Source organism: Bradyrhizobium sp. AUGA SZCCT0177, assembly GCF_018130125.1.
Classification (GTDB): Bacteria; Pseudomonadota; Alphaproteobacteria; order Rhizobiales; family Xanthobacteraceae; genus Bradyrhizobium.
Map to the genome: position 1 here is coordinate 72,436 of NZ_JAFCMA010000029.1, position 12,584 is coordinate 85,019.

Sequence of the window (12,584 nt, forward strand, 5' to 3'; positions counted from 1 at the left end):
TGCTCTCATGCGGTGCGTGAGCGGGAACCGGCCGGGGCTTTCCTGGCTCCGGCTTTCGCAGCGGGCTCCGCGGCCGCCTGGCCATTAATGTCAGGCGCCTGCAGTGCGGCGACGGTGGCGGAAACCAGTTGCTCGATCGCCTCGGCCATGTCGGCGCCATCGGCCTCGCCGCGCGACAACCGCGTCACCCGTTCCGGGTTGACCAGGGTGTAATAGAGCGCGCCGAGCAGGAACTGGGAGCGCCAGACCAGCGTCTTGCGCGGCAGATGCGGCAGGCTCTGCTCGATCGCTTCAATGAAGGCGTTGGTGGTGTCGTCGAAGATCTCCGCAATGATGCGGCCGACCACGGCGTTGCCTTCCGCCGACATGACAGCGCGCAGCCGCGTGAACCGCGCGCCGCCGCCGGCCAGATCGCTGCTCGACGAAAACGCCGGCTGCACATAGGCGCGCACCACGGCCTCGAGCCGGTCCTGCACGTCGCGCACGCGCCGCGCCGCCACCAATAGCTCGATGCGGCGCTTGTTCATGGGACCGCAATGCCGCTTGTAGATTTCGAGCAGCAGGCCGTCCTTGCTCTTGAAATGATAGGTGACGCTGCCGGGATTGGCGCCCGCCTCCAGCGCTATGTCGCGGATCGAGACGGCGTTGAAGCCCCGGGTCGAGAACAGGCTCTCGGCCGCGCTGAGGATTGCTTCCCGCATATTGGGATTGCGCGTCATGAGTTTTCTTTGGGCTCTTCTTTGGGGGTTTGCTTTCCGCTTTTTCTTTTGTACAGATGTACAAATTATCAGGTCCAGTCAACAAATATATCGGTGGCGCCGGAAAAACCCGGCGCCGACGCGACTGGAGCGGAAGGCACGGGAGAGCGATATGGCTGGAAGGCGCCAGATCATTGTTTCGGTGCTGGCGGTTGCCGCGCTCTTTGCCGGTGGCGTCATTGCGGCCGACACCGAGATTCGGCAGATCCTCGCGCCGAGCGGTGCGCTGCGGGTGGCGCTGTATCCGGGAACACCGACCTCGATCCTGCCGGATCCGAAATCGGGCGGACCAAAGGGCGTCGGCTACGATCTCGGCAAGGAACTCGCGAGCCGGCTCGGCGTGCCCTTTGAGCCGGTGATTTTCTCCGTGAACGCCGAGGTCCTCGAAGCGGTCAAGACGGGCAAGGCCGACGTCGCCCTCACCAACGCCACGGCCGCGCGGGCACGGGAGATGGATTTCGGCCCGCCCGTTTTTGAAGTCGAGCTCGGCTATCTCGTGCCGAAGGGCTCGGCGCTCACAGCGCTGATCGAGGTGGATGCAGCAGGCGTGCGCGTCGGCGTCACGGCAGGAAGCTCCTCGGACGGCACCCTTACGCGCGACCTGAAGAAGGCCGAGATCGTGCGCGCGGCAAATTTCGACGCCGCCATCGAGATGCTGACGGCCGGCACGCTCCACGCCTATGCCACCAACAAGGCCTCCCTGTACGAAATGTCGGAGAAGCTGCCTGGGTCAAAAGTGCTCGACGGCCGCTGGGGCGTCGAGCGTTTCGCAATCGGCGTCCCCAAAGGACGCGATGGCGGGATGGCGTTCATCCAGCAGTTCACCGAAGCCGCGAAGTCCGAAGGCCTGGTCAAGGCAGCGATTGTGCGTGCGGGGCTGCGCGGCGCGGTTACGCCGGAAACACAGAATTAGCGGCGTACGCCGCCCACTTCCAACCATCGATCCGGACAAGAAGGATTTCCTACCATGCCTACCCCACGCAAACTCATCCGTTCCGTCCTGGCCGCGGCACTATTCTCGCTGGCCGGTACGCAGGCAAACGCCGAGGGTTTCCCAAGCAAGCCGGTGCGGATTCTGGTGCCCTATGCCGCCGGCGGCGCGGTTGATGTCCTCGCGCGCACGGTAGGCCAGTCGCTGTCGAAGATCTGGGGCCAGCAGCCCGTGATCGAAAACCGGCCCGGCGCCGGCGGCACTATCGCTTCGCAGACACTGACCCAATCCGCGCCCGATGGCTACACCCTGATCCTGGTCGCCAGCGGCCATCCGCTCAATCAGTTCTTCTATCCAAAGCTGCCCTACGACACGTTCAAGGATTTTACCGCGATCAGCGAGATCGCCGCGTCGCCGCTCGCCATCGTCGTGTCCAAGAACAGCCCCGTGAAGAATCTGCAGGAGTTGCTGACGATCGCCCGCGAGAAGCCCGACGCCTTGTCCTATGGCATGTCAGGCAACGGCACGTCGGCGCACCTTGCCGGCGAACTTCTCAACTACATGGCCAAGGTGAAGATCCTTGCGATTCCCTACAAGGGCAAGGGGTTAGTCCGCGTCTGACGGATAAACAGATAATACTTCAATAGGTTGTGGAAAACATCCGCGCCGCGTGTCCCGTCGGTGTCCCGGCGACCGTTTCGCCTTACGCGCCCCGCTGATACGCCGCGCACCCTTGCCGCTGTCTGATGCCACCGGCCCCGGAATAACGCGCCGGTGACTCGCGCTGCGAACCCGGCACCGGTTTAAACGATCATCTTGCACGCGGTTCGGAACAGGATCACGCTCGGCACCATCATGATGGAACACATGATCGCGTTGATTCCGCATTTGACGACGGCGTGCTCGGTTAGGCACGTCCGGGTTTCGCTGCCGCTGGTGGCGTGCCTGGTCGACAACGAGCGATACTTTCTACCTGGCGATCTGCCGGCGCTCGCCGGCCACGATCTGCGGCCATTGTTCCGACCGCGGCTCGGCCAGGGCAATCCGTCGCCGCAACCGAGGCCGCGGCACCGGCCGAGGCACCACATCAGCCGGCGCGATACGGACGAACTCGACCACATCCTCGGGCCGGTTACTGCACGCTGACGCCGCCGCGCACCACGCGCCAGGGAATAGCCCGACCAGGTCGCGGTCGCGACGCCGGCGAGCTCGCCGAGCGGCTCGACCGATTGCTGGCGGCACCGGTGGATTGATGCGGCGGATTGCATCGGCTTAAATGCGCCAAATGACCACCCTTACCCGCCGCCGCCATCCAGACCGAACCGATTGCTGGCACGTCTTTTACGGCGACGTCCACGTCGGCACCATCGCGCGCGCCGTCGGCCATCCGAACACCGCGCCGCAATGGACGTGGTGCTGCGGTTTCTATCCTGGCAGCCATCCCGGCGAGCACCGCGGCGGCAGCGCCGAAACGTTCGAGGCGGCGCGCGCGGCGTTCGATGCCGCCTGGCGGGTCTATTTGCCCAAGCGCACCGAGGCCGACTTTCAGGCGTGGCGCGATCAACAGGCTTGGACCGCGGAAAAATATCGACGCTTCGACCGCGGCGAAAGGGTGCCGGCGCGATGAACTTTGTCGGCGACAGACCTTTCGCTGATCCCGACGCGGCGGCGCGCCGGCTAATGGAACATGCGCGCGCGTTCGAGCCGGTGCACGACGGGCGGATTTACATCGAGAAAATCAACGCGCCGTTTCTGTTCGGCGACAAGGCGACACCGGCCGAATATTCGGCCGGCCTCACGCGCGCCATCGAACGCGGCTGGCTCGAATTGCACGAAAGCGGAACGTTCGTGAAGTTCACGCAAGCCGGCTCGGATTTGTTTGCCTGAGCGCGATGCAGCCGGACCAAACTGCCGCGGCGGAAACCGGCAAAGGCTTATCGAATTGTTCGGTGACAAAAAGGCAGCAAATGTTCGATCAGCTTCGATATCGTTGGGCGCTAAGAAAATTTCTCAAAAAGCACGATGCGGCGCGCCGTTCGTACGAACGTTGGTACGATCAGGCACTCGATGACCCCGTGGTTTCAAGCGACAAGAACCACATAACGGGCACAGAGCTAAATTCTCAAACAGCCATGATTGATGCGTTTCGTTCAAAATATCTTTTGGAACAGGCTCATCGATATCATGTCCCTATTCCAGACAAGGAAGAAGATTGGATTAAGCCACGTTCCGCCAGTGAACCACTTTTGATTTTGACAGCAGCAGCCGCGCAAAAACTGCGCGCGGACATTAGAGCAGAGCAAAAGGCCGATTGGGACTACTGGGCGAATAGAGTCACATTGGCGCTTGCTTTGATCGGCAGCATTTTCGGCGTTTTGGCTTTTTTCAAAAAATGAATGGCGTCAGCGGTCATGGCGTGGCCCTTCACTGCACCGTGAACCCGCCGCGCAAAATGCCGTGCTGTTTCAGCCAGGCAATTGCCTGGTTGACGTCATCGGTGCACAAATAGGCAAAGCCGCAGCCCTCAAGGTGATCGCGCATCGCGGCTTGAGCGTCCGACAACCGGCCGCCGCGCCGTTTCATTTCGAGGAAAGCCATCTGCTTATCAGGTCCGGCAAATTGTAAATCCGGCCAGCCGGCGACGACGCCGAGCCGCCGGCACCGTCTCGCGGCGCTCGGACTACGCGCCTCGCCGTTCGCGACATGGCAAAACCGCCAATGCGGATCGAGCCAGCGCCGGACGACGGAAACCAAAAACGCCTGGCTCGCGAATTCCGAGGGCGGCGGCGGTGCCTGGCCGCGTTGCCGGCGCGACTTGAACAAATGCAGTTGCCGCGCCGCCGTCACGTCTCGGTTTCCTTTTTGAAGCGCTCGAACGCCGGCAGCAGATTGGCGCGTAACTTCGAGCCGTTGGAAAGCGTCAGCACCAGCGTGTAGCCGGTCACGTCCAGCGCCTTGACGTGAAGACCAGGCTCGCCGCGCTCGCCTGGTTTTCCCCGCGCGCCTTTCGCGCCGAGCATCCAGCCAGGTCCCGGCAACGGGCCGGGGTTGTCTTTTATGGCGCGCCATTCCGAGCCGTTGTGCGCGACGACGTCCATCGCGTGATAGGTCGCCGTCGGATCATGCAAGCCCCTCGCTCGGCCGAGGGACGACCGGCTCAAATCTGAGCCGGTCTTTCCGTGCTGATGCGACGCCGCGCCGGCGACGTTTCCGTAATCGTCGAGCGACGGTTCGATGGCACGGATCAACGCCGACATGGTCGTCACCCCGCGCGCACCCGGGCCTTGCGTTCCTCGCGCTCGATCACGGCATCGCATGCGCGAATTCTCTGCCGGCATTCGTTGAGCACGGTCACCAGATCGTCGGAAAACCTTTCGACCGCATCGGCGCGGCGGTCGGCGTCGGTGTAGCAATTCGACTCGACGAGGCGCGAAACAAGCGGCCAGGCGGCGGCGAGCGAAATGTTCGCCAGCTCGACGCGGCAATGCCGCTGGATTTTAGCGAGGCAGTGGCGAAGTTCGGCGGGTTGGTCGGGTTTCATGGCGCTCACCAGGTGACGTTGTTGATGACCGCGACCCTGCCGGCGCGCGTCATAACCCATGTGCAATCCTGCAACAGCCTGACCGCGATGGTTGCGGTCTGGAACGCCGAGAACTGCGGGGCGGCGGGCACGCCGGCACCTTGTGCGCCGGTGACGAGCGGCAGCGGCGCGGTGTCTTCCGCGTGCAAGCTCACTTCCTTCGTGCTTGAAATATCCGGCGTATCGCCCTCGGCCGAGGCGAAATTCGCCGTGTCGAGCATGATCAACTGCTTGGCCGGAACGGTCGGGCTGGCGATGATCGGCATGTCGTAGGCACCGCCGTTCGGTATGAACCCGAACAACTGCGAGCCGAGCAACAGCGCCGAGGTCATGCTCATGAGCACAATCGGGGCGATCAATGGGCCGGTGGTCTCAATCGCCGCAGCCAGCGCCCTAACGTCGCCTGCAAGCGCCGCCAGGGTGCCGCCCGCGGTGGCAGCGGTCGGCGTCACGCCGGCCAGGATGCCGCCTGGCGAGACCGCCGAGGGTGCCGTCGAGCCGAGCAAGACGCCGTCGATTGAAACGCTTGCGTCATAGGCCATGGTGGTCTCGATCACGGCCTCGATTGAAGGCGTCGAGTGCTTCATGAGTTCTTCGGAAAATTGCGAAATGACCGCGGCCTTGTGCGGCACCAGCGCGGCGGTGGAAAGTGCGAGTTGCCGCACGGCTATCGGCTGGCCCTCACCGACGAAAGGCGCACTCAATGGCGACGAAGGCGCACGGCTCGGCACCTTGATCGAGCCACGGCCAGCGAGCGACACGCGGATCGCGCCCGGAAACGCCGACAGTTGGGCATAGATACTTTTCGGCGCGAGCACTTGCAGGAAATCGGCATTGCCGGCCGAGGCCAATTCGGCGGCCCAGCCCGAAACGGTCGTCATCGCCGGCGCGACCGCGGATCGGCCGATCATGCCTGGCGAGGCCAGTGTCGCGAGTAAGGCGGGGTCGTTGTTGTACAGCGTCGCCGCGATCCGAGCCGGTGCCTGGGTTTTTTGCCGGCCAATCGCGTAACACGCGAGCGTCTGCGCAAGGCGTTGTTGTGGCGACCGGCGAGGGACGGCGCGGCGCGCAACCGCCATGCTGGCGTCAAGACGCGACACGATGGCGCGCGCGTCGCGCAGCTCGCGCCGCATCAAACCGAGTTCGTGGGAAAGGTCGTTCATTGGCAGCGTTCCTCGTTCGGCACAAAAGCCGTGGTGAAGATGCTGGCCAGTTTGCTCGGGGTGCGGTGCCGTGCGTCCACGGCTGCATTATCGCGAGCATCCACAGGATACGACGCCGCCGCGCGCGAGTGCAAGCGGATTGCGCGAGCCGCGACGATTGCGTTTCGTCACGCCGATGTCGGCGGTACCTTGCGTGCCGCGCACCTTGTCGGCGCGACCGCCGCCCTCGATGTGCTGTGGGGAATGTACCGTCTATAAAAAAGGTAGGCCGGGATAGGCATCACCACCCATCCCGGCCTTCTTGCCGCCGTCAAGGGCGACCGGTCAGGCAGATGCCGAAGTTTTCCGACATCCAAGTCTGCCAATTGTTTTCCACTTCACAAACTTGGTTGCGACGCCCCATTTCGACTTTCATCATGCCGCCCGTCGCGACGTCGATTTCCTCATCGGTCAGGTTGCGCTCGTTGGTCTGGTTCGCGGTCGTGTTCATCTCGGTTCTCCTTCCTTGACGGTCGAGCCCATTGCTCGACGGGCTCTGGTGTAGCCGGGCCTGGCCGCTCCGACTGTGCCGGTAGTCACAGAAGAAGTTTCATAGGACCTGACCGCCCCATTGCCGACCACGCCTGAGGTGCTCGCGGTTCCGGCCAGGGTCGCCGCCGGTTCGTGTGAGGTTGCCGGCGGTGGCATGGTGTTTTGCCCGGATTAAAATGGATGCGTGAAACTTGGGCCGCCGCTCGCCTCGTCACGACGGGGAAAAAGCGACCCGCCCCCCCTGGCTCGGCAACCGTCACCATGAACGAATGAACGAAATGCATGTTTTTTCCATTGTTCGCCTCATACGCGCGCGCTATCTCGCTATAGGGACTTTGATGTTTTTCGTTCATTCGTTCATGCCATCATTGTCCAGCGGGAATGCAGATTGGCTCGGTTCGCGGTCGTATTCGGTGCTGCAGCGCAATCCTTTGACCACCACCGACCGCATGGAAGGCCGGAACGTCATGTCGCCGAGCCGTTCGAGCTTTTTCTTAAACCCGCGGTTGGTGCCGGGTTGTTCCTGGTTGGCCTCGCACCACTGCCGCCAATCGGCATAGAGTTCTTTCAGCAATTGGCTTGCGCTCGGGCCGCGGATGCAATTCTCGGCAATCCAGGCACCGATGATGTTTTCGTCGTTGAGGTATTGCTCGGTGGCGGCGGCAATCACCTCGGGCCGCACCGGGCCGTTTGCTTGCATGTCCAGCCAACCATCGACCATCCAGCGCAAGATGGCCGGATATTCGATTTCGAGTTTCTGTTTCAGGTCGCTATCACTTTGCGCCGGCTTGAACGTGAACGGCACCAGGTTGAGCCGCCGCGCGATGGCGTCGTCGACGGTGCGGATGGCCGGCTTTGCGTTTCCGACGAAACAGATTTTAAATTTCGGCTGGAATTCAAAAAAATCGCATTTCATGAACCGCGCCGGGATTGAAACCTCGTTGCCGGTAAGTTGCTTGACCTTTGCGGTGTTCCAGGCGCGGCCTTCCTCGGTTTCGCTTGCGACGACCAAGCGCGCGTCGGCCAGGCGTGCAAGTTCCGTCGGATGCGCGTCGTGTTTCGTGGCGAGGAACATTCCAATAGGCGCGCTTGCGGCATAGTTGCCCATGATCGAGGTGATTGTTTTCAGGAACACGCCTTTGCCGTTACCGCCGGGACCGTGGAAAAAATCGAAATCCTCGCGCGAGGTGTCGCCGGTGAGCCAATAGCCGGCGCGTTGTTGCAGGAAGCGTTGCAAGCTTTCGTCGCCGCGCGTAGCGTCGTGCAAGAAGTTCATCCAGAGCGGGCACGGTGTGCCTGGCGCGGCGAGCCGTGAGCCCGTCGCCATGTTAATCATTTGCGCCGGCTTGGGCGGCAACAATGTGCCGGTGCGCAAATCGACGACGCCGCCGGGTACGCCGAGCAACAGCGGGTCGGCATTCCAGGCACCGTGATCGCGCGCGAGGCGGCGGTCGGTACGGGCGGCGCGCTCGACCGCGGTGGCGACCCTGACACGCGAGCCGCCGAATTCACGGACCAGGGCGCGCACACAATCGAGCGCATATTCGTCGGTGTCGCGCAGCCAGATTTCGCCGGTCCAGCGAAACCAGCCGCCGCGATCATGATCGTAGACGAACCGCCCATCGTAACGATCAGCGAATTCGAGCGCGAACTTTTCCTCGCCGACGGCATCAGGTTGGCCGCGTGCGCTCGGTTTCGGCCGCTCGGTGGCGATGCCTAATGCCGCCAGTTTTTGCTCGGGGCTATGCATCGGCGAAATCCTTTCCGTCGTCAGCGCGCAGATGGATGACAGCCTCGAACCCGGCATCGACCCAACGCTGCGAGCATTCCCGCGCCGCGGCGAGCCCGGTATCGTCGTGGTCGGCGAAAATCGTGAGGTGCTCGATGCCTGGTATCGGCGCGAACGATTTGATGTTGACCGCCGAGCCGAGGCACCACACCGGCCGCCAGCCGGTGCCGCGGATGGCGAGCCCGGTTTCGATGCCCTCGCAAATCCCGAGCCCTTGCTCGACCATGTCGTCGGCATCGAGTTTGACGGCGCAACCGGCCACCTTGCCGAGCATCAGCTTTCCGATTTTGCTGCCGTCCGGGTTCAGCCCGATGCGGTGTACCGCCGCCGGCGGCCGGGTTTCGTCATCATCGCGGAACGGCCGGAACGCGACGACCAGCGCCGGCACGAACACCGACTTGTCGGCATCGTCTTTTCCAAACGGGCACCGCGCGTGAAATCGCATCACCCGCATCGCCAGGTCGTCGTCGAGTTCGAATTCGCGGCCGTTGAGATACCGCTCGGCGAGCGAGCCGCGCGGGTCGACCGCCTCGCGCCATAGCCGCTGCACCTGGTCGCCGCGATCAGGCGACGGGGGTTTCGGTGCCGGTTTGGATTTGACGCGATGGACGGCCTCGCCAGCATCGCCGACACGCGGCCACAAACCTTTCGCCACCAGAGCGTCACGCACCTCGGCTTGCGAGCACCCGGCGTGACAATGGAACAACACCAGGCCGTCGCCGGTATCGGTCAGCGACAGGCTCGGCGTGCGGTCCTCATGCGCCGGACATTTTGCGACAAAGCTATTTTGGCCGGTGCGCTTGCCGCCGAGCGCGTGCGCGATTTCGCCGGCGGTCAGCATGGCTGCACCCACACCGGCCGGCGACGCATCCAAACGGTGTGCCGCTCGCGGCTGTAGTCGGCAACGCGCCAGCCGGCACCTGGCGGCGGAACGGTGAGCGTGCCCCATGAACCGTCGGCATCGACAAAGGGCCGGTCGCGCATCACCAGGTGCTCGATGAGTTCGAGGAACAGGCCGGGTTGGTCGCGGTGCCGGCGCGTTATGTCTGCGCCGGGTTTCATCCCTTTTTTGCTTTCAGTTCGCCGGCGAACATGCGCCAGCTTTCCGCCGCCTGGTTCACCAGCGTGAGCAATTCAGGCGGCACCGGGAATTCGCGCCACGCCGGAAAATGTTTGTCGAAAAATGCTTTCATCGCGATGGCATCGCCGGCAAAACTGCCGACGCTAAACTGCCAGCGGTCTTGTTCGGTGTCCCAATCCGCGCTCGGCGGGTCCTGAATTGGCAAATCCACCGCCTCGGGTTTTGCTTTTTCCGCCGGCGGCTTGCGCGCCTTGCCGTCGGCACCGACCGTCTTGGCCAACTGGGGAATTTCCCCAGTTGCTTCCAGCTTGTCCCGCACCGCACCGACCGTCTTGTGATTGGCCTTGGTTTGCTTCGCGATGGTCCGATTGGATTTTGCTGGCTGCGCCTTCAACACCGCGGCGATCAATTCGCGCTTTTGCTCGGCGGTGAGATGGCGGCGGTGGATGTTGGCGCTGATGACGTAGGTATAGGGGTCAAAGCCGGCATCGCACTTCCGGCAACATGCCAGCATCGCCACGTTTTCAAGCACGATTTCGAGCCCGACCATTTCCATTGCGTCGAGCCTATTGCGCCCGTCGATCAGGATCGGTTTGTCGTCGGGGCCGTCGATCACTGCGACCCGAGTGCGCATCCCGTTTTTCTTGATGTCCTCGCCGAGCGCCTTCAACTCGTCGGCGGTCATCATCGGAAACATATCGGCGGCGGGATGCACCTTGATCACGTCGCGCCAGCTTTTCGGTTGCTTGGTTTCCGTCATGGTGGTGACCTTCCCTGATTGAAGGCCAACCTTGACGCGAACGGCGCGGAACCATATTTTGCGGCTATTCAGCACCACAAAATTCTGGCCGTCTCGTTCGCGCGAGGCGGCCTATTTCGTGGTGGTGGCGGTTTGCGTGATCGTCATGGGGCACATCCCTGGCCGGCCACCATCATGGCGACCGGCATTTCGAGAATTTCCCCTTTGTCGTGCGATGGCGTCCGGCTCGGTGCGGCCGGATTATCCTATCCGTTGTTGGTGGCCGCGGCGGCCTCACGTTCGGCGCGCCAGCGCGCGGCGGCCTCGCGCGAAATCAGGTGACGCTTGCCGATGTGGAAGCTCGCCGGCATCTGGTCGCGGCACTTGTAAAACATCGCCAAGCTGATGCAGTGACGCGCACAAAACGCCGGGATGCTGAATGCGTCGGCGTTCGGGTCGGCGAGCGCGGCTTTGATGTGGGCCTTTTCGCGGGCGGTGGGTTCAGGGCGGGCCATTGCTGTCCTCACAAACACGATGATAGCGCGTAGTACGCAATTGTGTGAACGAGTCGCCAACTTGCGCAAGCCCTGGCGCGGGCAAAATCGCACAAGGTGTCCCAAAGTGTCCCACTTGCTATGGCAAACGCTCGCGCGCATCCCAGAACGCGCGCACAAAACAATTTTGCCGACGCATTTTTTGCAAAAATGATTTTTTTATTTTTTTGCGGATTTGTTTTTATAAAATTCACGCCCGTCACCGCATCGAGATGACGTTGCCCTCGACGGTGGCGTCGATGTCGAACAGCGCGCGGCGCATTTGCGCGTCACCGTGATCGGCGATGAACCGGCTGTAGGTTCGCTCGATCATCGCAACGCTGGTATCGAACGATGACGCCACCAGGCGCACCGGCGCGCCGGCGAGTAGCGCGCGCGTGATGGCGGTGTGTCGCAGGGCGTAAATCGTCGCGCCTTCCGGCAGCCGTGCGGCCTTCGCCGCAGCGGCGAACGGCCAGCGATGCTTGTTCGTCTTCCACCGCTCTTGCGAATTCATCAGCAACAGCGGTTCGGATGCACCGCGGCCGGCGGCGAGCGCCTTCAAGCGCCGCGCCAGGCTCGCCGTGATCGGCATCGGCTTGCGGGTTCTGGTGCGCCGGTTTCGGCCCTTCAGGCTCGACGGCACCAGTAGCCGCGGTTCTTTGCCGAGGTGAAGGTCGCCGACGTCGAGCAACGCAATCTGGCCCGAGCGCGCGCCGGTCGCGGCATGAACTTCGACATAAATTCCGAATTCGGCGCTGATCGCATAGGCGCACGTCACGACGTCGCGGCGCTGGTCGTCGGAAAGAACGATGTTGCTTTCCGTGTCGTCATCTTCCGGCAATGCGGCGAGGCCGACGGTCCAGGCTTTGGCGTTCGTGATGCGGTCGTCATGCGAGGCGGCTAGGTTGAGCGCGGCCTTCAGTGACTTGCCCATGCGGTTGACGGTTGCTGCCCTGATGCCGCCGACGACAAGGTCGTTGCGCCAGCGTTGCATTTCCTTGACCGTCAGCATCGAAACCGGCTTGCTGAGCAATCCCGGCGTCAGATGGTGGCGCGGGTGATTGGCGTTGCCCGCGCTCGCGCCGCGCACGGCGAGGTCGGCGGCGTAGTCGGTCAATGCTTCATCGACCGTCGAAGGCCGGCCGGCGTCGGCATCGGTGCCGCGCGCCAGTTGCTTTGCCTTGTCGGCGGCTTGCCAGAAATCGAGGACGGTCGCGCCGTCGGCGTCCTCGCGGTCGTCGGCGAGCGCGAACGACTTGATCCAGTTGCCGCCGGCACCGTCAGCGGCGCGCACGTTCCAGGCACCGGGCCCGGCGTTGCGGCGATAGCCGAGCGAGATGCCTGGCGCGACCGTGATCCAGTAGGGCTTGCGCTGCGGCGCGAGCTTCAAGCGCGCGGTTCTGGTTTCGAGAATGCTGGAACGGATGCGGCGCGGCATGGGTCAGAAATCCTTCCGTGTCCCGGGTGTGTCCCGGC

The 12,584-nt window shown here is 63.1% G+C and carries 18 protein-coding genes; 6 read left to right on the top strand and 12 right to left on the bottom strand.

The genetic code is table 11. The features are described 5' to 3' along the window. Nucleotides 1-5 precede the first annotated feature (5 nt). Nucleotides 6-719, bottom strand: coding sequence for a TetR/AcrR family transcriptional regulator (locus JQ597_RS28810; RefSeq protein WP_212268864.1), 714 nt, complete (start codon nucleotides 717-719; stop codon nucleotides 6-8). On the opposite strand from JQ597_RS28810, the gene JQ597_RS28815 reads away from it, so the two are divergent. The 6 genes from JQ597_RS28815 (at nucleotide 718) to JQ597_RS28840 (ending at nucleotide 4,085) form a co-directional block, all read left to right on the top strand. Next, entirely contained in the window at nucleotides 718-1,671 is a 954-nt protein-coding gene (locus JQ597_RS28815; protein ID WP_249148286.1) for a transporter substrate-binding domain-containing protein, read from the top strand. The genes JQ597_RS28810 and JQ597_RS28815 overlap by 2 nt on opposite strands. A gap of 54 nt (nucleotides 1,672-1,725) precedes the next feature. Beyond that, nucleotides 1,726-2,310, top strand: coding sequence for a tripartite tricarboxylate transporter substrate-binding protein (locus JQ597_RS28820; RefSeq protein WP_212268865.1), 585 nt, complete (start codon nucleotides 1,726-1,728; stop codon nucleotides 2,308-2,310). A gap of 195 nt (nucleotides 2,311-2,505) precedes the next feature. Further along, nucleotides 2,506-2,835, top strand: a complete 330-nt coding sequence (locus JQ597_RS28825; protein WP_212268866.1) for a hypothetical protein — start codon at nucleotides 2,506-2,508, stop codon at nucleotides 2,833-2,835. A 139-nt stretch (nucleotides 2,836-2,974) separates the two neighbouring features. Next, on the top strand, nucleotides 2,975-3,316 hold the full coding sequence (locus JQ597_RS28830) for a hypothetical protein (protein WP_212268867.1): 342 nt from the start codon (nucleotides 2,975-2,977) through the stop codon (nucleotides 3,314-3,316). Next, nucleotides 3,313-3,576 carry a hypothetical protein gene (locus JQ597_RS28835; RefSeq protein ID WP_212268868.1) on the top strand — a complete coding sequence of 88 codons (264 nt, stop codon included), beginning with the start codon at nucleotides 3,313-3,315 and terminating at the stop codon, nucleotides 3,574-3,576. Before JQ597_RS28830 ends, JQ597_RS28835 begins: the two co-directional genes overlap by 4 nt. 80 nt (nucleotides 3,577-3,656) lie before the next feature. Then, nucleotides 3,657-4,085 carry a hypothetical protein gene (locus JQ597_RS28840; protein WP_212268869.1) on the top strand — a complete coding sequence of 143 codons (429 nt, stop codon included), beginning with the start codon at nucleotides 3,657-3,659 and terminating at the stop codon, nucleotides 4,083-4,085. 28 nt (nucleotides 4,086-4,113) lie between these two features. Here JQ597_RS28840 and JQ597_RS28845 read toward each other — a convergent pair whose 3' ends face one another. From JQ597_RS28845 to JQ597_RS28900, 11 genes are all read right to left on the bottom strand, one after another. After that, entirely contained in the window at nucleotides 4,114-4,536 is a 423-nt protein-coding gene (locus JQ597_RS28845; RefSeq protein ID WP_212268870.1) for a VRR-NUC domain-containing protein, read from the bottom strand. Continuing rightward, nucleotides 4,533-4,946 (bottom strand): hypothetical protein, encoded by a 414-nt coding sequence (locus JQ597_RS28850; RefSeq protein ID WP_212268871.1) that lies wholly within the window; start codon nucleotides 4,944-4,946, stop codon nucleotides 4,533-4,535. Before JQ597_RS28850 ends, JQ597_RS28845 begins: the two co-directional genes overlap by 4 nt. Before the next feature lie 5 nt (nucleotides 4,947-4,951). Further along, nucleotides 4,952-5,230 carry a hypothetical protein gene (locus tag JQ597_RS28855; RefSeq protein ID WP_212268872.1) on the bottom strand — a complete coding sequence of 93 codons (279 nt, stop codon included), beginning with the start codon at nucleotides 5,228-5,230 and terminating at the stop codon, nucleotides 4,952-4,954. Between the two features lie 5 nt (nucleotides 5,231-5,235). Continuing rightward, complete coding sequence (locus tag JQ597_RS28860) at nucleotides 5,236-6,432, bottom strand: phage major capsid family protein (RefSeq protein WP_212268873.1); 1,197 nt, start codon at nucleotides 6,430-6,432, stop codon at nucleotides 5,236-5,238. 310 nt (nucleotides 6,433-6,742) lie between these two features. Then, nucleotides 6,743-6,922: a hypothetical protein gene (locus JQ597_RS28865; protein WP_212268874.1), complete on the bottom strand. Its 180-nt coding sequence runs from the start codon at nucleotides 6,920-6,922 to the stop codon at nucleotides 6,743-6,745. A gap of 390 nt (nucleotides 6,923-7,312) precedes the next feature. Continuing rightward, nucleotides 7,313-8,770 carry a phage/plasmid primase, P4 family gene (locus JQ597_RS28870; protein WP_349628898.1) on the bottom strand — a complete coding sequence of 486 codons (1,458 nt, stop codon included), beginning with the start codon at nucleotides 8,768-8,770 and terminating at the stop codon, nucleotides 7,313-7,315. Then, a complete protein-coding gene (locus JQ597_RS28880) occupies nucleotides 8,706-9,593 on the bottom strand; it encodes a DUF7146 domain-containing protein (RefSeq protein ID WP_212268877.1) in 888 nt (295 codons plus the stop codon). Before JQ597_RS28880 ends, JQ597_RS28870 begins: the two co-directional genes overlap by 65 nt. Beyond that, the gene (locus tag JQ597_RS28885; protein ID WP_212268919.1) at nucleotides 9,587-9,814 is read right to left on the bottom strand and encodes a hypothetical protein; all 228 of its coding nucleotides are present in this window, start codon (nucleotides 9,812-9,814) and stop codon (nucleotides 9,587-9,589) included. The genes JQ597_RS28880 and JQ597_RS28885 overlap by 7 nt, the downstream gene beginning before the upstream one ends. Next, nucleotides 9,811-10,593 (bottom strand): ParB/Srx family N-terminal domain-containing protein, encoded by a 783-nt coding sequence (locus JQ597_RS28890; protein WP_212268878.1) that lies wholly within the window; start codon nucleotides 10,591-10,593, stop codon nucleotides 9,811-9,813. The genes JQ597_RS28885 and JQ597_RS28890 overlap by 4 nt, the downstream gene beginning before the upstream one ends. A gap of 245 nt (nucleotides 10,594-10,838) precedes the next feature. Further along, nucleotides 10,839-11,087, bottom strand: a complete 249-nt coding sequence (locus JQ597_RS28895; protein ID WP_212268879.1) for a hypothetical protein — start codon at nucleotides 11,085-11,087, stop codon at nucleotides 10,839-10,841. 238 nt (nucleotides 11,088-11,325) lie between these two features. Next, entirely contained in the window at nucleotides 11,326-12,546 is a 1,221-nt protein-coding gene (locus tag JQ597_RS28900) for a tyrosine-type recombinase/integrase (RefSeq protein ID WP_212268880.1), read from the bottom strand. Between the last annotated feature and the right edge of the window lie 38 nt (nucleotides 12,547-12,584).

Coding starts and splice junctions, on each gene's coding strand:
- JQ597_RS28815 (WP_249148286.1), top strand. CDS start 718: ATGAGTTTTCTTTGGGCTCTTCTTTGGGGGTTTGCTTTCCGCTTTTTC.
- JQ597_RS28810 (WP_212268864.1), bottom strand. CDS start 719: ATGACGCGCAATCCCAATATGCGGGAAGCAATCCTCAGCGCGGCCGAG.
- JQ597_RS28820 (WP_212268865.1), top strand. CDS start 1,726: ATGCCTACCCCACGCAAACTCATCCGTTCCGTCCTGGCCGCGGCACTA.
- JQ597_RS28830 (WP_212268867.1), top strand. CDS start 2,975: ATGACCACCCTTACCCGCCGCCGCCATCCAGACCGAACCGATTGCTGG.
- JQ597_RS28835 (WP_212268868.1), top strand. CDS start 3,313: ATGAACTTTGTCGGCGACAGACCTTTCGCTGATCCCGACGCGGCGGCG.
- JQ597_RS28840 (WP_212268869.1), top strand. CDS start 3,657: ATGTTCGATCAGCTTCGATATCGTTGGGCGCTAAGAAAATTTCTCAAA.
- JQ597_RS28850 (WP_212268871.1), bottom strand. CDS start 4,946: ATGTCGGCGTTGATCCGTGCCATCGAACCGTCGCTCGACGATTACGGA.
- JQ597_RS28855 (WP_212268872.1), bottom strand. CDS start 5,230: ATGAAACCCGACCAACCCGCCGAACTTCGCCACTGCCTCGCTAAAATC.
- JQ597_RS28860 (WP_212268873.1), bottom strand. CDS start 6,432: ATGAACGACCTTTCCCACGAACTCGGTTTGATGCGGCGCGAGCTGCGC.
- JQ597_RS28865 (WP_212268874.1), bottom strand. CDS start 6,922: ATGAACACGACCGCGAACCAGACCAACGAGCGCAACCTGACCGATGAG.
- JQ597_RS28870 (WP_349628898.1), bottom strand. CDS start 8,770: ATGCCGGGTTCGAGGCTGTCATCCATCTGCGCGCTGACGACGGAAAGG.
- JQ597_RS28880 (WP_212268877.1), bottom strand. CDS start 9,593: ATGCTGACCGCCGGCGAAATCGCGCACGCGCTCGGCGGCAAGCGCACC.
- JQ597_RS28885 (WP_212268919.1), bottom strand. CDS start 9,814: ATGAAACCCGGCGCAGACATAACGCGCCGGCACCGCGACCAACCCGGC.
- JQ597_RS28890 (WP_212268878.1), bottom strand. CDS start 10,593: ATGACGGAAACCAAGCAACCGAAAAGCTGGCGCGACGTGATCAAGGTG.
- JQ597_RS28895 (WP_212268879.1), bottom strand. CDS start 11,087: ATGGCCCGCCCTGAACCCACCGCCCGCGAAAAGGCCCACATCAAAGCC.
- JQ597_RS28900 (WP_212268880.1), bottom strand. CDS start 12,546: ATGCCGCGCCGCATCCGTTCCAGCATTCTCGAAACCAGAACCGCGCGC.